Annotated in this window: 14 protein-coding genes; 7 read left to right on the top strand and 7 right to left on the bottom strand. The window is 65.5% G+C overall.

The genetic code is table 11. The annotated features are described in order from the left end of the window. Positions 1–58: 58 nt before the first annotated feature. Entirely contained in the window at positions 59–1,141 is a 1,083-nt protein-coding gene (locus ACR9ZN_RS08600) for a helix-turn-helix transcriptional regulator (RefSeq protein ID WP_454819064.1), read from the bottom strand. Between the two features lie 209 nt (positions 1,142–1,350). Here ACR9ZN_RS08600 and ACR9ZN_RS08595 point away from each other — a divergent pair, with 209 nt between their 5' ends. The 3 genes from ACR9ZN_RS08595 to ACR9ZN_RS08585 are packed head-to-tail and all read left to right on the top strand — an operon-like array spanning position 1,351 to position 5,176. Continuing rightward, the gene (locus ACR9ZN_RS08595) at positions 1,351–3,570 is read left to right on the top strand and encodes a TonB-dependent receptor (protein WP_481271899.1); all 2,220 of its coding nucleotides are present in this window, start codon (positions 1,351–1,353) and stop codon (positions 3,568–3,570) included. Between the two features lie 2 nt (positions 3,571–3,572). Continuing rightward, on the top strand, positions 3,573–3,941 hold the full coding sequence (locus ACR9ZN_RS08590) for a hypothetical protein (protein ID WP_434959810.1): 369 nt from the start codon (positions 3,573–3,575) through the stop codon (positions 3,939–3,941). After that, positions 3,938–5,176: an MFS transporter gene (locus tag ACR9ZN_RS08585; protein WP_454819070.1), complete on the top strand. Its 1,239-nt coding sequence runs from the start codon at positions 3,938–3,940 to the stop codon at positions 5,174–5,176. Before ACR9ZN_RS08590 ends, ACR9ZN_RS08585 begins: the two co-directional genes overlap by 4 nt. Here ACR9ZN_RS08585 and ACR9ZN_RS08580 read toward each other — a convergent pair. Then, positions 5,158–6,384 carry an MFS transporter gene (locus ACR9ZN_RS08580; protein ID WP_481271898.1) on the bottom strand — a complete coding sequence of 409 codons (1,227 nt, stop codon included), beginning with the start codon at positions 6,382–6,384 and terminating at the stop codon, positions 5,158–5,160. The two genes, ACR9ZN_RS08585 and ACR9ZN_RS08580, sit on opposite strands and share 19 nt — an antisense overlap. Before the next feature lie 153 nt (positions 6,385–6,537). Here ACR9ZN_RS08580 and ACR9ZN_RS08575 point away from each other — a divergent pair, with 153 nt between their 5' ends. From ACR9ZN_RS08575 to ACR9ZN_RS08560, 4 genes are read left to right on the top strand one after another with little or no spacing between them, the layout of a single operon-like run. Next, a complete protein-coding gene (locus tag ACR9ZN_RS08575; protein WP_481271897.1) occupies positions 6,538–8,328 on the top strand; it encodes an IucA/IucC family protein in 1,791 nt (596 codons plus the stop codon). Beyond that, complete coding sequence (locus tag ACR9ZN_RS08570; protein WP_481271896.1) at positions 8,325–9,416, top strand: GNAT family N-acetyltransferase; 1,092 nt, start codon at positions 8,325–8,327, stop codon at positions 9,414–9,416. The genes ACR9ZN_RS08575 and ACR9ZN_RS08570 overlap by 4 nt, the downstream gene beginning before the upstream one ends. After that, on the top strand, positions 9,413–11,272 hold the full coding sequence (locus tag ACR9ZN_RS08565; RefSeq protein WP_481271895.1) for an IucA/IucC family protein: 1,860 nt from the start codon (positions 9,413–9,415) through the stop codon (positions 11,270–11,272). Before ACR9ZN_RS08570 ends, ACR9ZN_RS08565 begins: the two co-directional genes overlap by 4 nt. Next, positions 11,269–12,612, top strand: a complete 1,344-nt coding sequence (locus ACR9ZN_RS08560) for a lysine N(6)-hydroxylase/L-ornithine N(5)-oxygenase family protein (RefSeq protein WP_481271894.1) — start codon at positions 11,269–11,271, stop codon at positions 12,610–12,612. The genes ACR9ZN_RS08565 and ACR9ZN_RS08560 overlap by 4 nt, the downstream gene beginning before the upstream one ends. A gap of 50 nt (positions 12,613–12,662) precedes the next feature. Here ACR9ZN_RS08560 and ACR9ZN_RS08555 read toward each other — a convergent pair whose 3' ends face one another. From ACR9ZN_RS08555 to ACR9ZN_RS08535, 5 genes are all read right to left on the bottom strand, one after another. Then, positions 12,663–14,282: an ABC transporter ATP-binding protein gene (locus ACR9ZN_RS08555; RefSeq protein WP_481271893.1), complete on the bottom strand. Its 1,620-nt coding sequence runs from the start codon at positions 14,280–14,282 to the stop codon at positions 12,663–12,665. Then, the gene (locus ACR9ZN_RS08550) at positions 14,279–15,118 is read right to left on the bottom strand and encodes an ABC transporter permease (RefSeq protein WP_434959818.1); all 840 of its coding nucleotides are present in this window, start codon (positions 15,116–15,118) and stop codon (positions 14,279–14,281) included. Before ACR9ZN_RS08550 ends, ACR9ZN_RS08555 begins: the two co-directional genes overlap by 4 nt. Continuing rightward, entirely contained in the window at positions 15,115–16,059 is a 945-nt protein-coding gene (locus tag ACR9ZN_RS08545; RefSeq protein ID WP_481271981.1) for an ABC transporter permease, read from the bottom strand. The genes ACR9ZN_RS08550 and ACR9ZN_RS08545 overlap by 4 nt, the downstream gene beginning before the upstream one ends. Positions 16,060–16,108: 49 nt before the next feature. Next, the gene (locus ACR9ZN_RS08540; protein WP_481271892.1) at positions 16,109–17,668 is read right to left on the bottom strand and encodes an ABC transporter substrate-binding protein; all 1,560 of its coding nucleotides are present in this window, start codon (positions 17,666–17,668) and stop codon (positions 16,109–16,111) included. A gap of 69 nt (positions 17,669–17,737) precedes the next feature. Beyond that, positions 17,738–18,931 (bottom strand): C45 family autoproteolytic acyltransferase/hydolase, encoded by a 1,194-nt coding sequence (locus ACR9ZN_RS08535; RefSeq protein WP_481271891.1) that lies wholly within the window; start codon positions 18,929–18,931, stop codon positions 17,738–17,740. Between the last annotated feature and the right edge of the window lie 105 nt (positions 18,932–19,036).

The following is a 19,036-nucleotide window of genomic DNA, read 5'->3' as shown; positions in this document are numbered from 1 at the left end:
AGCAAGGTGCCGAGAAGCAGGGCCGCCGATATCGATGCGGCCCCGATACGGTTCGCGATCAGGGGCTGCCCGCCTCCGGCAATTCCGGCCTCAAAGGCTCGGCAAGCACCGACCGGTGCTTGGCGCGCACCAGGCGCGGTGAGGTATCGAAACGCCTGCGGAAGGTGCGGTTGAAATAGGACAGGTCGCCGAAGCCGACATCGAAGGCGATCTCACTGATCGAACGCTTGCCCTCGTCGGGCGATTGCAACCGACGCATTGCCCTGTCCAGCCGGCGCTGCAGCACGAATTCCGAGAAAGTCTCGCCTTCTCCTTCGAACAGCTTCTGGAGATAGCGCGTGCTGATGCCGTGCCGCAGGGCGACCTGGCTTGCGTTGAGCGCCTGGTCGTCGAGATGGGCCTCGATATCCGACTTGATGGCATTCAGCCGCGAGGCTGCACGATCCTGCACGGTATGGAGCACCTGAGCTTCGGCCTCGCCGCACAGAATGTCGACGAGATCGCCCATATAGGCACAGGCATGTTGGAGTAGCACCGGCCCGCTCATCGGCAACAGGCCCCGCATCAGCGCCGCGCCATAATTGCCGAGCAGGACCAGCGTGTCATTGTTTTGCGGGAAGACTCGCAGACTGGCCGAGCATTCGAGCATGCTCGCGGTGATGCGCTCGCGCGCCAGGACCAGACAATCGACACGGTCGACATGCCGTAGCCACAGACTGGCTGGCCCGCCGCCCGCCAGGAATATGGCCTCCCTGGCAGAGACGACCGTGCGCTGCCCGCCCCGCTCCACCTCCATGCGGCCGTTGGAGGGGCGCAACAGCACCCCGCCCGCCCCGAGTTCGGTAGCATCCAGGACGAGCTCTCGGTCTTGGAAAGGGGAAAAGCAGGAGACGGGGCCGATGTCTGGCTCGAGGCGCAGAAATGCCCGGGCGCCGAGCAAGACCGGGTCCGACGGGCCGAGCCTGCGTTGCGAGGCCATGCGGCCGCTGGTCCGCAATGCAACCAGAGCCAGTTCCTCGCCCGTCAGCCCATGGCCAAGCAGCCAGACAGGCCTGAGCCTTCCCGCATAGGCCTGCTGGGGCGGCAAAACGGCGTGGTCTGCGCCGGCAGTTCGCTTCAGTCCATCAATCAATGCGCCCAAGTCCAAGAAATCATGTAACGCGACAAGTAAGACCGCTCGTCAATATAGAATGCGGAAGGCCGGATATCCAGAAGTATATGATTTCTCTTCCCAGATTATAATCGTTATAAACTGGGAAGATACTACGAATATACAACAGGAATTCGCCTGATACCGCCAAATATAACTTAGATTTGGATCGAGAGTGGCTGGAGGTCAAAAAATTCATCATGCGCAAGATATCCGTATCGGCGGCCATGTTTCTATCGGTTGTTTCGCCTGCACTGGCACAGCAGTCGCAGCAGGAGCCGATTGAGCTCGATCCGGTCACCGTTACCGCCGCCCGCGCCGAAAGATCGGTCTCGGATATTCCGCAATCGGTGCAGGTGATCGACAGGCAGGAGATCGACAAGCAGCTCCAGCAAAGCTCCAGCGCCTCGGCGGCTCTGGCCAAGCTGGTGCCGGGATTCTCGGTTTCCAACCAGACGGTGTCGGGAGCCTCCGAGAGCTATCGCGGCCGTGACCTGCTCGTGCTGGTCGACGGCGTTCCCCTCGGCACGCCGCTGCGGGACGTTTCGCGCATCCTGTCCCTGATCGACCTCAACTCGATCGAACGCATCGAAATGGTGGCCGGCGCCTCCAGCCTCTATGGCGCCGGCGCCACGGGCGGCACCGTCAACTTCATCACCAGGAAGGCCGAGCCCGGCAAGCCCCGCATCACCGTGAACACGGCGCTGCGTGCCTTCACGGCGAATGCGGTGGATTCGGTCGCTCCGGAGCTGTCAGCCAGCATCTACGGCAAGGCCGAGAATGGGCTCGACTATGTCCTGAGCGGCAGTGGCTATCTCGGTCGGCGCACCTATGACGGTTCGGGACGGGAATTGCCGTCCGATGCCATGCTGGGCCAGGGTGGCGGCGACCGCTTCGGCCGGGTCAACCTTCTCGCCAAGCTCGGCTATGACTTCGACGCCGCCAAGCGGCTCGAATTCTCGGCAGGCTGGTACTATTTCAACCAGACGCCACGCTACATGACCGACTATTCCGGTCCCTATGCCCGGCCGAGCTATCTCCAGCCTTATACGGGGCAAAGCGTTCTCGAAGACACCAAGTCCCTGTCGCTTCGCTACACCGACAAGGACTTCGCCCTCGGCAGCCTCAACATCGTCGGCTTCTACAACAACATCAAGAAGCGCTTCAATTATTCGACCTTTTCGTTCCCCTACAATTCGCAGGTCTATTACTCCTTCGACCCCGCTAATCCAACCAGCCCTGACAACCAGACCACACTCTATTCGGATCGCGGCGGCATCAACCTGACCATCGACACCCCGCTCGATGCCATCTGGGAAGGTGCCAAGCTCACCTGGGGCAGCGATCTCATCCTCGAGAAGACCCATCAGACGCTGACCAACGGCCAGGATGTCTTCACGCCCCTGCAGCAGGTGACCTCCGCGGCCTTCGGCCAGTTGCAGGTGCCGCTGACCGATCGCCTCACCGTACGCGGCGGCGTGCGTTTTGAGCATTTCGCCCTCGACGTCGACGACTTCACCCGTCCGGCCGCCTATGCCGCCGTCGCCTCCAGCCGCGATCCGCGTGGCTATCAGGACTTCGTGCTGCCGGCCCTGCGCGTCACCGGTGGAAAGTTCAGCTATTCGAAGCCGACCTTCAACATCGGCGGCACCTTCAAGCTGACCGACACCAGCGAAATCTTCGGCGGCTTCTCGCAAGGCTTCGCTCTGCCCGATGTCGGCGCCTATACCCGCCGTGCCGGCCTGTCGCTCGCCTATGCCTGCCCTCTCACCCGGCCAAACTGCCTACCGGCAGGCACGAGCATTTCCTACGCCTCCATCAGTCCCGAGGCCCAGATCGTCAACAATTACGAACTCGGCATCCGCGGCAGCCATGACCGCTTCAAGGGCAGCCTGACGGGCTTCATCTCCACCTCCAGCAAGGGCGTGACCTTCGACCCCATTTCCAACAGCATCTCGCAGCAGAAGGAATTCATCTATGGCGGCGAGTTCACCGGCGAATATGCCTGGACCGACCAGCTGACCATCGGCACCGTGCTCGGCTATCGCGAGGGGCGCTACGATTCCAACAAGGACGGCAAGCTCGACAGCTGGCTGCCGAACAATCGCATCGCCACACCCTTCCGCGGCACGCTCTATGCCAGCTACGTCTTCGACAATGGCGTGTCGGTGCGCGTGGAGGGCGAGGGCTTCTCCGGCCGCGACAAGGCGATCGACCTCAAGGGCACCCGCTACAAAATCAAGCCGGGCGCCACCATGAACGTCGCCCTGTCGGCACCGGTGAAGGGCGGCGAAGCCTATGTGTCCGTCGACAATTTGTTCGATACCCGCTTCCAGAACCCCACGGCCACCTCCGTGCGCAACCTCCCTGTTTATTCCTGGGGCCGCACGGTGACGCTCGGCTATCGCAAGACATTCTGATCATGGTGAAGCTCGACAAACACGGCCCGCTCATGATCCTGCGCTATCTGCCTCCTTACGAGGAGCGGGACGAGCGGGCCTATCTCGACGCCCTGATCGAGATCGGCCGCAACGAGAGCGCCTTTGCCCTGCTGGCTGTCTTCGCCGGCGGTGGCGGCCTCTCCCAGGCCGGCGAACGCGAGCAGGCCCTCTGGTTCAAGGCGACGCGCGAACGCTTCGAACGGCAATGCCGCGCCCTCGCCATCGTCCGGCCGGACGCGAACCCGCGCATGATCGAGACCTTCCAGCGCCTGTGGTCGATACCGCTGACGGCGACTTCCGACGAACAGGCGGCCAGGCGCTTCATCACGCAGCATATGGAGACGGCATGAGCGCGCTCGTCCAGGATATCCCAGCCTCCAAGCCCGGCCGGCTGCGTCTGTTCGCGGTGCTGGGCGGCCTCTATTTGGCCCAGGCCATCCCCTCCTACCTGATCGCCGCCGCCCTGCCCCCCATCATGCGCGAGGCAGGCGTCTCGCGCACGGCGATCGGCTATCTCAGCCTGCTCTTCCTGCCGCTAGTGCTGAAATTCCTGTGGGCGCCCCTGGTCGACCGCATCAGGCCCTTCGCCCGGGCGCATCGGGCGGGATGGGTTGTGATCACCCAGTTCGGGGTGATCGCCTCCATCCTGGCGCTGCTGCCGCTCGGCCCCACCCATGTCGGCGGCATTCTGGGGATCGGCCTCGTCACCGCGCTGCTGGTGTCAACCCAGGACATCGCCACCGACGGCTATGCCGCCAAATATCTGGCACCGGAGGACCGTCCCATCGGCAATGCCATCCAGGGCGGCTCGGTGGCCTTCGGCGTGGTGATCGGCGGGACGCTCGGCCTGGTGCTCTACCACCATGTCGGCTGGACCGGCATGCTCCTGGTCATCGCCGCCTTCTCGGCCCTGCCGCTGATCGCCGCCTTCGCCATGTGGGAGGCACCCGCCACGCCGTCCGACCGGCTGACGCGGCCCTCCATCATGGCCTTCCTGCGGCGCCCGGAAATCCGCACCGTGCTGTGGATCGCGCTGATCTATCGGATGAGCGAGGGCCTGGTGAAGGCGATGGAAGGCCCCTACCTCGTCGATGCCGGCGTGCCGCTCGACCGCATCGGCTATCTTTCCGGCATATCGGCGGCGACGGCGGGCCTCGCCGGATCGGCGATCGCCGCACTCCTGGTCAAGCGCTGCGGCACCGCCGCCACACTCGGCCTGCTCGGCGGCTTGCGCACCTTGTGCTTCGCCCTCTTCGCCGCCCACGCCCTCGGCCTGGTCACCGGCTCCTGGCCCCTGTTCGGCGCCGCCGGCTTCCAGACATTCATCCGCTACATGGAGATCGTCGCGCTCTACAGCCTGTTCATGACGGTGACTTCGTCGGACCAGCCCGGCACCGACTTCACCATCCTGGCCTGCGCTCAGATGGTGGTCTATCTCGTGGGCTCGCTGATCTCGGGCAAGCTCGCCGATCTCATGGGCTATGGCGCGCTCTTCGGCCTGGCCACCGCCCTCTCGGCCATCGCCGTTCTCGCCACCATCCGGCTGCTGGCGAACGTGGCTCGCCCTCAGGGAGCCACGCCATGATCCCGGGAAGCATCATCCCGGAACACCTCATCCTGGGCGCGGTCATCCAGGCGCAGCAAGGCGAGGCAGGTTATCACCGCGATGCCGACGGCCACGGCGAAGGGCAGTTCCGGCGACACGGCGAAGGCCGCGCCGCCGCAGAGTGCGCCCAACCCCTGTCCGGCAGCGTGGGTGCTGGCGAGCCAGCCGGCGGCTCCCGCCTGGCGATGCGCCGTAACACGCTGGCTAAGGCAGGCGGTATAAGCGGGCGTCGCCACCGCCAGCCCGATGCCGGCCCACACCGCGCCGACCGGCACCAGCCAGGGGAGCGGCGCCAGGATGATGGCCAGGCACCCCAGTGCGAAGCCCGCAACGCCCCAGCGCATGTTGCGCCCCAGTTGGAAGGCAAGGCGCGGCACGAGCAGGATCTGCGTCGCGATCATGGCGACCGCAACCGCGGCATAGGTGGCACCTCCCAGGCCCGCAGCGGCAACGGCATCGAGGCCGAAGCGATGCTGCAGGAAAAGGCCGAGGACGAGCTGGATCTGGCCGAAGCCGAAGGTCAGCGCAAAACCGACGGCGAGCAGCGGCAGGATGCGCCGGATGTTGGCGCGCCTGCTCGAGGTTTCATTCTTCTTCCCGGTCGTGGGAGAGACCGGCAGGTTCGGCGCCCAGAGCAGCAGCAGCGGGCTGGCGACCATCATGACGACAGGCACTATGACGCCGGCTCCTGCGCCCAGCGTCACCAGGGAACCGGCGATGCGGCCGACATTCAGGCCCGCGCTGAGATTGGCAAGCGCGGCCGGCCGGCGCTCGGCAGCGCTACGCTGCACGATGGCGGCCTGGGCGTGTGGCATCACCCCGGCAGCACCGACACTGTAGAGCAGGCGCGAGACCAGGAGCAGCGCGAGCGCGGCTGCGGGCACACCGACATAAAGCGCGCCCGCGAACAGACCCTGGCCTGCAACCATCAGGCAGGCGAGCCCGGCGAAAAACGGCCTGATCCGCCACGCCGCGCCATGATGCCCCCAGAGCGGGGCCGCCACCAGGAAAACCGCCGCGCCCAGGAAGGCAACGGCGCCGATCTGTGGCGACGCCAGGCCCGTCCTTTCCGTGACGATCGGTACCAGCGCCAGCAGGGCCGACTGGCCGAAGCCCGACGAGGCGGCGATCAGCGACAGGCGAAGGCTGTCCGCACGCGAAACAGAGGGGGCGGCATCGGCGGCCATGCTTTTCTCCAAACAATTTCCTTGATCCAACTAGGAACAAACTCTAGGTAATTCAATAGTAATTTTAGAAAACTCATAGAAATATTATAAATTGTACAAGTAGTAATTTATATAACTGCTTTACAATTTGGAGTTCTGCTGAAGAGGAACACCATGAACGCCATCGACCTAATCAGACGTTCCATCGATACCGCCCATGACGTCTCCACGCGCGCCTTCCTGAACAGCCTGATGCGCGAATGGCAGGGCTGGACAGTGGAAGATGAAGAGAACAGCGCCGGCGGCGGTCGCCTTCTTGCCCGCTTTCCCCTGCCGCGCCGGGGGGGCCACGTCGCCATCGAGATGACGCATCGATCGCGGGTGGCCTATCACGGCTTCCGTCCGCCCTTCCTGGAATTCTCAGGGACGGCGCCGCCGCGCCCGATCAGCTTCCAGGAGTTCGTCTTCATCCTCGCCAGTGAACCGGACATCGTCGGCAGCGGCGACAAGGACAGGAGCCTGACCTTCCTGTCGCGAGTGCTCGACAGCATCCGGAACATCGAGGATGTGGCAGCGAGCGTCCCGTCCCCCGATGCCTATTTCGCGCAGCGCGACCCCAGCTTCGCCGAGGCGGAGGGCTCGCTGCGCTTCGGCCATGCCGTGCATCCGACCCCGCGCAGCCGGGACCAGTTCACCTTGGAGGATTCCAGGCGCTTCGCCCCCGAATACCGGCGCGGATTCACCTTGCGCTGGTGGGCCGCCGATTCCGCTCTGGTGCTCCAGGACAGTTCGCGCTCCCAGACCGCAGCCGAGCTCTGTCAGAGCCTGGCCGCCGGCAACCCCGCGACGGATCCCGAAATCGTGCAGGCCGCCAAGGGCTGCGTTCTTCTGCCGATGCATCCCTGGCAGGCGGCCCAGTTGGCGCTCGACCCGGCCATTGACGGGTTGTTCCGCCGGGGCCTGTTGAAGGATCTCGGCCACGCCGGCTCGCTTTGGCAGGCAACCTCCTCGCTGCGCGCCATCCATGCCTCCCATGCCGACTGGATGCTGAAATTCTCGCTCAGCCTGCGCCTCACCAATTCGCGCCGGGTGATCGAAACCCGCGAATGCGAGCGGGGCATCGAGATCGACCGCCTTCTGGCTGGCGAAGTCGGCCAAGCCATCGCCCGGCGTTTCCCGAGCTTCAAGGTGATGGGCGAACCCGCCTATCTGCTGCTGCGGGATGCCGGTGGCCAGGCCCTGCCACAGACCACGGTGATCTTGCGCGAAAACCCCTTCAAGGGGGCAGGCCAGCCACCGGCCGCCGTGCTGGCTGCTCTTTGCGAGATCTATCCCGACGGGCATGACAGCGCCCTTGCCGCCATCATCCGGCGCATTGCCGGGCAGGAACCGGCCGATCCCGCCGCGGTGGCGCGCCGCTGGTTCCGCCAGTTCCTCGACAAGGTCGTCGCGCCCTTCTTGTTGATCCAGGCCGATATCGGCCTGCTCTTCGGCGCGCACCAACAGAACATCGTGGTGGAACTTGCCGAAGGTTGGCCGGTGGCCGTGCATTTCCGTGACTGCCAGGGCACCGGATATATCCGCGAATTCCTGCCCGAGCTCGCCAGGAAGGCTCCCGGCAGTCCGATGAAGGCAGGCCATGTCTTCAACTCGGACGAAGCGGCCCAGCTCGTGGGCTATTACCTCCTCGTCAATTCGGTCTTCGCGGTGATCGGGGCGCTCGGCACCTCGCGTCTCATCGCCGAGGACGTCCTGATCGGCGATCTGCGCGCCTTCCTCCAGGAACTCGCCGCCCTCCCGCTCGCCGACAAGACCTGTCTCACCTACCTCCTCACCGGGCCGACGCTCGGCAGCAAAGGAAACTTCATGATCTGCTTCCGCAACATCAATGAAAACACCGAGGTGACCGATCCTCTTGCCGGCTATGTGCCCTTACGCAACCCCATTGCGGAGGTCGCAGCATGACCCTGCAGATGAAGATCGATCCCACCGACATTGCCGCTTCCCCGGCACCGAGCCGGCACTGGCCCATCGGCCTCGACGGCGAGGCTGTTATCGAGAGCCGCTTGCAGCCAGACGGTACCCTGGCGCTGGTTGCCCAGGCCGGCCCGGCGACGATCGGGTGGGCCGGGTTGCGGGCGCCCGAAGGGGGCGGGCCAGGCATCCTTGCCATCCACCAACCCGATGCCACTTATCCCGGCGATGTCCATGTCATCGCCATCCTAGTAGAGGCGGCCTTTCAGGCCTTCCCCGCCATGGCCGCCCTGCATCTGCCCGACCTCGCCTTCAAGCCGGGGCTGCTTGCCCTTGCCGCGCAGACGGTGACGGACGAGGCCGCCGGCGCAAGTGCCGTGCGCATCGCCCGCGAGCATTTCTACCAATTGCCCCTGCTCTGGCATCGTCCGGAGGGGCTGCGCGCCTTTCCCGAGATCCGCTCTGCCATCGGCCCGCAGGACCGCCTGCCGCCCTTGCGGCCGCCGCAGCCGACCGGCACCTTCTACCGGCGCTGGATTCCGGAGCTGGGAACCACGCTGTCGATACGGGCCATCGACCGACGCCGCGATCTCAAGCTTTTTCATGGCTGGATGAACCAGCCGCGCGTCGCCTTCTTCTGGGAGCTGGCCCAGAGCGAGGCCGAGCTCGATCGCTATCTCGCCGAGCAGGAAGCCGATCCGCATATCTTCGGCGCGGTCGGCAGCCTGGGCGACGAGCCCTCCGGCTATTTTGAATTCTACTGGGCCAAGGAAGACCGGCTCGGCCCCTTCTACGACGCGGAGGATTACGATCGCGGCTGGCACGGCCTGATCGGCAATTCCCGCCACCTCGGCCGCGCCAAGACCGGCACCTGGTTCCGCTCGGTGACCCATAGCCTGTTCCTCGACGAGCCGCGCACGCGCCGGGTGGTCGGCGAGCCGCGCGCCTCGCACCAGAAGATGCTGAGCTATTGCGCGCAGACCGCCTATGACAAGGTGAAGGAATTCGACTTCCCGCATAAGCGCGCAGCGCTGGTGTGCTGCCAGCGCGAGCGCTTCTTCCGGGAGGTGGCGCTATGACCCAGGGCGCTACACACCTTGGCCCCTTGCCCGACGGCAGCGCGATCGATGCCGGGCTCTGGCTGGCACTGAACCGGGCCGTCATCGCCAAGGCGATCAGCGAACTCGCCTTCGAGGAAGGCCTCGCACCCGAGCCAACCAATGCCGAGGCCACCCAGTGGATCCTGCGGCTGGGCGGTGGGGTCGCCTACCGCTTCAAGGCTGTGCGCCGCATCTGGGGCAACCTGTCGATCGATACAGCCAGCCTGATGCGGCAGGACGGCGCCGCCCTGTGCCCCGCCGACGATGCCGCCGGCTTCATGCTCGATGCCCGCGAAACCCTGGACATCGAGCCGGACACGCTGTGCATCTACGCCAAGGAGCTGTTCAGCACCTTGCTGGCGGATGCCCGGATCGCGACCATGGCCGGCTCCGGCGAGAGCGAACACCTGCTCACCCTGCCGGATGATCAGATCCAGGCCTATCTCGACGGCCATCCCAAGGCGCCGGCCAGCAAGGGCCGGATCGGTTGGGGCCTGGAGGACTTCGCCCGTTACGCGCCCGAGTTCCAGCCGACCTTCCAGCTGTTCTGGCTGGCCGCGGATCGCAGCCGCTGCCGCCTCAGCCTGGCCGAGGACATCGACGAAGAGGCGCTGCTCGCTGCCTCCCTTGGCGAGGAGGAGCGCGAGAGGCTGCAGGCCGCCTGCAAGGCAGCGGGCCTCGATCCGACCGGTTTCATGCTCCTGCCCGTGCATCCCTGGCAGTGGGACAACATGATCTTGGCGCAATTCGCTGGCGAAATGGCGGCCGGACGTATCATGCCGCTCGGGCTCTTCGGCGATGCCTATCGTCCCCTGCAGTCCCTGCGCACCCTCGCCAATGCGACCTCGCCAGCCAAGCTCCACCTCAAGCTCTCCCTTACCATCCTCAACACCTCGGCCTGGCGCGGCGTGCCCGGCAAATACATGACGATCGGGCCGGCCTTCTCGAACTGGCTCGCCGACAAGACCAGGCAGGATCCCGAGCTTGCCAACGCGCTGGTGCTGCGCGAATGCGCGGGCGCCTTCTATCCTCACCCCCTCTACGAACGCATCGCCGACGCTCCCTACCAGTTCCGCGAAATGCTGGGTGTGATCTGGCGCGAGAGCCCGGAAGCAGGCCTCGCCGCCGGCCGACGCCCGCTGATGCTCGGCGCCCTCATCAAGAGCGACTTTGCCGGCGTGCCGCTCGCGGCTGCCCTGATCGCGGCATCGGGCCTGTCGCATGCGGAATGGCTGGCGCGCCTGTTCGATGCCGTGGTCCTGCCGCTCTACCACTTCCTCTGCCGCTATGGCGTGGGCTTCATCGCGCATGGCCAGAACATCACCTTGCTGCTCGAAGGTAGCGTGCCCTGCGGTGTCGCATTGAAGGACCTGCAGGGCGACGTCGACCTCGTCGACCAGGCCTTCGCGGAGGCCGCCGACCTCGAGCCCGCCATCCGCGACACCCTGCTGAAGCGGCCGGCGGCGCATCTCCTGCAGCACCTGCAGACCGGTCATTTCGCCAGCGTGCTGCGTTTCCTTTCCGATACGCTCGCAAGCCACGATCGTTTCCCGGAAATCGAGTTCTACGGCGTGCTGGCGCGGCGCCTGCGCCTCTATCAGGCGCGCCATCCCGATCTGGCGGACCGCTTCGAGCTGTTCGATCTCTTCACGCCGAAGGTGCCGCGCATCTGCATCAACCGCGTCCGGCTCGCCATCGGTTATGGCGACGCCAACCGCCGCCCGGTACCCAGCCTGGGCAGCGAACTCGACAACCCCCTTCACCTCGCCGAACGCGAATCCCGCCCCCTGCGGGACCGCAGTTTCGCCGACAAATCCGCAGGAGTTCAGGCATGACACAGCGCAATCCGCTCGACCTCGCCGGCATCGGAATCGGCCCATTCAACCTCAGCCTGGCCGCGCAGCTCGATGCCATCGACGGCGTCGAAGCCGCCTTCTTCGAGAAGCGCGAGCGCTTCAACTGGCATCCGGGCATGATGCTGCCCGACGTGACGCTGCAGACCTCGTTCCTGAAGGATCTGGTCACGGCCACCAATCCGACCAGTCCGTGGAGCTTCATTGCCTATCTTGTCGCGCATCGGCGCTTCTATGACTTCATCAATGCCGAATTCGCCGATGTTCCGCGCCAGGAATTCGCCAATTACCTGGCCTGGGTCGCCAAGGGTCTGGACAGCCTGCGCTTTGGCGAAGACGTCCAGGGCCTCGATTTCGATGGCCGCCACTTCATCCTGCAGACGGGCAACGGCACGGTCGAAGCCCGCAATGTCGCACTCGGCATCGGCCTGCAGCCCTACCAGCCCGATTTCGTACGCAAGCTGACCGGCCAGAACCATTTCCACTCCTCGCGCGCCGCCTTCGAACTCGCCCGTGCCGCGGGCAAGCGCGTGGCGGTGATCGGCGGTGGCCAGAGCGGCGCGGAGATCCTGCTCCATCTGCTCGGAGCGGGCGAAGCCGCCGCGGCCTCGGTCGACTGGATCAGCCTGCGCCCGAACTTCCAGCCGCTCGATGCCACGCCCTTCACCAACGAATTGTTCACGCCGCATTATGTGCGCAACTTCCACAACCTCGCCGAGGGGCGGCGCCTGTCCACCGTGGAGCGCGAGAAACTGGCGGGCGACGGCGTTTCGGCCTCCACGCTGTCGCAGATCTACCAACGCCTCTACACGTTGCGCCATATCGAGCGCGGCGGCCCCCAGGCCCGCCTGATGCCGCATCGCGAAGTGCTGGATGTCGAGCAGAACGCCGGCGGCTTCCGGCTGGTGATGCGCAATGGCTTCGACGGCGGCATCGAATTCAGCCAGGCCGACGTGATCGTGCTGGCCACGGGCTATAGCTATCGCCTGCCCGACTGCATCGCGCCGATCCAGGACCGCATCGCGATCGACGGAACGGGCCGGCTGCGGCTGGATGCCGACTTCTCAGTGAAATGGGACGGCCCGGCCGACAACCGCATCTTCGCGTTGAATGCCGGGCTGATCAGCCATGGCATCGCCGAACCCCAGCTCAGCTTGATGGCGTGGCGCAGCGCGGTAATCGCCAATGCTCTGCTTGGCCAACCCTTTTTCGACGTCGAGCCGCCAGCCTCGCCGCTGGCCTGGTCGACGGGCAGCGACCAGGCGGAGGTCGCCGACGCCGAGGTCAAATATTTGCGCCATCCGTCCCATCGCAGTTGCTGACGATGAGAAGTATGGCGGCGGCAGCCTGGCAGACCCGGGGCGACGGCGCCTCAGGCCGACATCGCCTGCGGGACGGCCAGGGACGGCGTCGCTTCAAGCAAGGCGCGCGTATAGGCGTGCTGCGGCCGGTCGAAGATCTCGGCGACGCTGCCCTGCTCGACGATCCGGCCGTCCTTCATCACCACGATGCGGTCGGCGACTTGCGAGACGGCCGCCATGTCGTGCGAGATGAAAAGGCAGGCAAAGCCGTGCTTGTCCTGCAGGCGGCGGAACAGCTCGAGCACCTGTTTCTGGATGGTCATGTCAAGCGCCGACACCGGCTCATCGGCGACCACGAAGGCAGGGTTGCGCACCACCGCCCGGGCAATGGCGACGCGCTGGCGCTGGCCGCCCGACAGGGCATGGGGAAGGCGCTGGGCGAAACCGGCGAGTCCCACCTCGGCGAGGATGGCGTCCACCCGCTCGCGCCGCTCCGCCCGGCTGAGCCTGGGTCCATGGGCCAGGGGTTCGGCGACGATATCGCCGATGCGCTGGCGCGGATCGAGCGAGGAATAGGGATCCTGGAAGACGAGCTGGCAATTGAGGCGGAAATCGCGCTGGCGCGCCCGCTCGGCCCCGGCCATCGGCTCGCCACGAAAGGCGACCTCGCCGCCAGCCAAAGGCAGTAGGCCGATCATCGCCCGCCCCAGCGTGGTCTTGCCGGAACCGGAGCAGCCGACCACCGCTACCGCTTCGCCGGGGCGCACGGCCAGAGACACGCCGTCGACGGCCAGTTTGGGAGGGGTCGACGAGAACATCCCGCCAGAGCCCGGAAAACGCACGCTGACCTCGCGCGCCTCGATCAGGGCGGGCGCGTCGGGAACCGGCGCGCGGTTGTCCTCGCGCCTGGGCAAGGCATCGAGCAGGGCTCGCGTATAGGCCTGACGCGGACGGGTCAGCACCTCGGCCACGCCGCCCCGTTCGACCAGCCGTCCGCGCTGCAGCACCACGACCTTATCGGCATATTGCGCCACCAGGCCGAGATTGTGGGTGATCAGCAGCACCGCCGTACCCTCGGTCTGGGTGAGTTCCACCATCAGCCGGAGCACTTCGCGCTGCGACAGCGTGTCGAGCGCCGTGGTCGGTTCGTCGGCAATCAGCAATTTCGGCTTCAACAGCATCACCGAGGCGAGCATGATACGCTGGCGCATGCCGCCGGAAAACTGGTGCGGATAGGCGGTCAGGCAGCCTTTGGGATCCTTGATCTGCACCCGCGCCAGCATCTCGCAGGCCAGACGATCGGCCTCGGCCGCCGTGACCTTGCGATGCAGCATCAGGCCTTCGGCAAGCTGGGCTCCGATGGTCATGGCCGGATTGAGCGAGACCATCGGCTCCTGGAAGATCATGCCGATCGAGCCGCCGCGCAACCGGCGCATCGCCTCCGCGCTCAAGCCATCGACATCCCGTCCTTCGAACAGGACCTCGCCAGCGATGCGACGCACCTGCGGGGGTATCAGCCGCAAGGCGGAGCGCGCCGCCATGGTCTTGCCGCTGCCGGATTCGCCGACCAGCGCCACGATTTCTCCAGCCCCGACATCGAAGCCGACGTCGTTGAGGATGCGCAGGCCGCCGGGCCCCTCCATGGTGAGGCCGCGCACACTGAGCAGCGGGTTTGCGATCGTCTCGTTCATCGCTGTCCCTCCATGCGCGGATCGAAACGGTCGCGGATGGCATCGCCCATCAGATTGATGCCGAGCAGCGTGAAAGCGAGGCACAGGCCGGGCGCGATGCCGAGCCAGGCCGCCCGCTCGATATAGGGCCGGGCCGCCGCCAGCATGTTGCCCCAGCTCGCCATCTCCGGCGGCGCTCCGAGGCCGAGGAAGCTGAGGGAGCTTTCGGACAGGATCACCCAGCCCAGCATCGAGGTCGCCAGCACGATGATCGGCGCCAGGCAGTTGGGCAGCACATGCTTGACCATTGTCTTCCATTCGGAATTGCCGATCACGCGCGAGGCCTCGATGTATTCGCGCTCGCGCACCGACATCACCGTGCCGCGCACTACCCTCAGCACGGAGGGTGTATAGGCGAGGCCGAGAGCCAGCACGATCGCCCCGACGCTGTGGTCGCGCCCGACGATGACGATGACGCCGAGCGCCAGCAGCAGGCCGGGAAAGGCCAGCAGGGCGTCGCTGACGACCATCAGGATACGGTCGGCCGTTCCCTTGAGATAGCCGGCGAGGAGACCGAGCGTGGTACCGACCACCACGGCAAAGCCGACGGACAGGCAGGCGATGCCCAGGCTGATCGCCGCCCCGGCCATCACGCCGGAGAGGACGTCGTGGCCATATTTGTCGGTACCGAGCCAATGCGCGGCCGAGGGTGGCTTGAGCAGCGCGGCGAAATGCACCTTCATCGGCGGATAGGGCGTCCAGACCAGCGACAGCAATGCCATCGCCACCACGACGCCGACGAAGACGCTGCCCAGCGCAGCATTGAAGCGAAAACGGGGGATGCGAAGGAAGCTCATGTCGCCGAGACCCTCGGATCGAACAGCGGGTAGCACAGGTCCACCACCAGGTTGACCAGCACATAGATCAGCGCCGTCATCAGCAGACAGCCCTGGATGACGGGGTAGTCGCGCGAGAAGATCGAATCCACCATGAGCCGGCCGAGTCCCGGCAGGGTGAACACCGTCTCGAGCACGGCAATGCCGCCGAGCAGATTGCCGAGTGTGAGGCCGATCACGGTCCAGGTCGGCGCGAAGGCATTGGGCAGGACATGCCGCAGCAGCACCCGGCTTTCCTTCAGTCCCTTCGCCCGGGCATGCATGACATATTCGAGCCTGAGCACCTCGATGGCGCTGGCGCGCGACATTCGGGTCAGCACGCCCGTCTCGATCAGGGCCAGCGTGGCGATCGGCAGGATCACATAGAGCAGGGCCTGGCCGGCATCCTGCGAGAAGGGCATATAGCCTACCACCGGCAGCCAGTGCAGCTTGGCGCCGAAGACGAGCAGGAAGATCATGCCCAGCCAGAAGCTCGGGATCGACAAGAGCAGCGTGGCGCTGGAGACGATGGCGAGATCGGCCACCCGATTTTGCTTCCAGGCCGCCAGCAATCCACCCGGCACCGCCAGCAGGGCGGCCAGGAAGACGGCGGCCAGCACGATGATGGCCGAGACCTTGAAGCGATCGACGATCAAGGGCAGCACCGCCTGGCCATTGGTGATGGACTGGCCGAGATCGCCCTGCAGCATGTGCTGGAGCCAGTACCAGAACTGCACGACGATCGGCTTGTCGAGCCCCATGGCGATACGCAGCGCCTCAAGCTGGGCCTCGCTGGCATTGTCGCCGAGCGCGACCTGGGCCGGATCGCCCGGGATCAACCGGACGAGCACGAAAACCATGATGGCAACGAGCAGGAGCGTCGGTATCGCCCACAGGATCCGGCGCACGACATAGAGAGCCAGTGCTTTCATTGCTGAGCTACCTCGCCAGGCGGGGGTGTCGGAGGAGATGCTATTTCAGCGTCACGCCCCATCCCCTGGGCTGGCTGAGAGACCAGACCTCGAAGCCCTCGACATTGGCGCGCGTTGCCCCCTTGGCCGCGGGATTGTAGACCGCGATCATCGGCACGTCGGTGCGGAACATCGTCTCCATCTGGTCGATCAGCGCCTGCCTCCGGGCCTTGTCGGCGATCTGCGTGCTCTGCTTGAGCAAAGCAAGGGCGGCAGGATTGTCCCAGACCTTGCGCGGCGCCTTGGCCTTGTCGCCGCTAACCATGTCGAAGGACAGGGACGGATCGAGCCGGGCCGAATAGGAGAAGGCCGCGGCCTGGTAGTCCCCCTTGGTGTAGTGGTCGAGGAGGGTGGCCCAATCGAGCACTTCGAGCTCGATCTTGATGCCGGCCTCCTCGGCCATCGCCTGCACCAGCACGGCCATGTCATAGAGATATTGATAGTGCTTGGAGGTCAGCATCCGGATCGGCTGGCCCTTGTAGCCTGCCTCGGCCAGCAATTTCCGGGCGGCGTCGAGGTCGCGCTCCGGCATCTTCGCCTCGGGCTCGCCGTAATAGGCCGAGCTGACCGGGATCAGCGACCGGTTCGGCTTGCCCTCGCCTTCGGTGACCGCCTGGACGAGCTGCGGCACGTCGAGCGACAAAGCGAGCGCCTGCCGGATGCGCGGATCCGACAGCAGCGGGTCCTTGGTCTGGAACAGGATGGCGTTGAGCTCCATGGTGGGCTTGCTTTGCACCTTCACATCCGCGTTCGCGCGCAGCTCGGCCATGTCGGAGACGGCGATGTCGGGAATGACGTCGATGCCGCCCGAGAGCAGGGCCGCCTTGGCTGCGGAGGGATCGGGAATGATCATGAAGCGCACGCCGGCGACCTTGGGCGTCTTGTTGCCGGCATAGCCGTCGGGTTTGCCGGGCAAGGGTGCATAGGCATCGTTGCGGGAAAGGTCGATATATTGGCCGGGCACCCAGGCCCCGAACTTGAACGGGCCGGTACCGACAGGCTTGATCCATTTGCCGTCCGCACCGACGGAGCTACGCGCATAGATGCCGGTGCCGCCGCAATCGACCCGCGCCAGCGTGGTCAGGAACAGGGCCGAGGGTTCGGCCAAAGTGAAGCGCACGGTGAGCGGATCGGGCGCTTCGACGCCGGTGACCTTCATGCGCCCGCTGCCGTCGAATTCCGGCAGGCAGCGCCAATTGTTCTGCGGCGCCATGTAGCGCTGCCAGTCGAACACTACATCCGCCGCGGTCAGCGGCGTACCGTCATGAAAGGTGATGCCCTTGCGCAGCTTGAAGGTGTAACTGCGCCCATCCGCCGACGTCTCCACGCTCTCCGCCAGCATCGGCCCCACCGTGGCATCCTCGCGGAAGGCGACCAGACCCTCCAGCACATTCATCACCACCGCGTCGGAATTGGCGTCGCGATTGATGCCGGGATCGGTCGAACGGATATCGGCATTGAGCTGGATGCGCAGCACATCCCGCGGCTGGGCCACAGCCGGCGCTACGGCCAGCAGCCCGAAAGCAGCCGCGCCGCAGGCGAGGGTCCAAAAGTTCGTCATGTCAGTTCCCTATGCGATTTGTCGTCGGGATGGTGGGATGAACCGGACGGTCTGCGCCGCCTCGGCGTATCAGGCGGCATGCCGGGGCAGGACGCCGCTGCCCGGCACGTGGATGTTCATGTCGAGGCGATAGGTTTCGAAGCTGCGGTTGAGCGCCGGCAGCATCGCCACTTCCATCACGCCGAGCGCAGGCTCCATGGCGATCATGGCGACGGTCGCCGAAAGATTGGTGGAGCCCTCCCGGTGCGGCGGGCGGCAGACGGCCCAAGGCGTCTCGAAATCGTCGAACAGGGCCGCCTTGACATGATCCATGGTGACGGCGCCGAGATGGGGCTCGATCAGCGCCCGCACCCGCAGGTCCCGATAGAGCGAGTCCGGCGTATCGGCAATGCCGCGATCGACCAGTTTGGACAAGGCGACCGGGCTCTGGAAATGGTTGGCATGCACGATCAACCCGGCTTGCGGCAGCACCTGGAAGGTCTCGTCGGGGGCGCATTCGAAGTCGATGGCAATGCCGTTGGCCTGGGCAACGATCATGTTGTTGGCAGCCGATTTCGGCGTGGCGTAGACGGCGTGCATGGCGAGGGCCAGGCGCTTCTGCTCCAGGACCTTGCGCCGGATCAGGGCCAGCGGCACGCCGAGGCGGCGATAATCGCGATCCGTTTCCAGATAATTGGCGGTGATGGAGATGCCGGCCGAATTGAAGCCGCTGCGCGCAAGCCCACCTGCCTCGGTGAAGGTAAGGATGTCCGGGCCGTCCTCGCTGCGGATCTTCAGGACGATGGCGGTTTCGGCGCATTCGGCCTTCCAGTCCCAGTTCTGGGCGTGGAGAAGGCGGCCCGAGGCGGTCGCCTGCGGCATCACGACGGCACCGGTGCAGCCATCGGCTTCGAGCGGCGCGACGATGCCGTTCTCCCGCATTTCGGCGAGCTTGAGAATTTCGGTGCGGGCATTCAGCAGCACGATGGCCGCATAGGGCAGCTCCGCGCCTTCGGCGATGCCGTGCATTTCATCGATATAGGCCGGGGCGAATTCGCGGATGGTCGGCTCGAAGCGCGAGACCAGCCCCTCCACCTCGTTCCAGGGCAGTTTGGCCGCCTCCAGCTGCGCCGAGTAATGCTCGATGCCGTGCCGGATGCGCGCGGCAGCCTGCTCGCCATATTGCCGGCCCCTTTCCCGCGGAGGACCGGCAACCTCGATCAGGGGAAGCGGCAGGACTCGCGGCTGATAGGAGACCGGGCCATCACCGTTTCGCGAACTCATTTCCACCATCTCCCACTTTGTATGTCTGTGCGATGAAGGCCGAGCCTTCATTGTCGACGCGGGACCTGATACATCAGAATTGAACAGGTTCACGCACCATGAATT

This window comes from Labrys sp. HAY1-8F (genome assembly GCF_056754975.1).
Note: the sequence above shows the minus strand (reverse complement) of the source record. Positions and strands in the feature narration are given on the sequence as shown.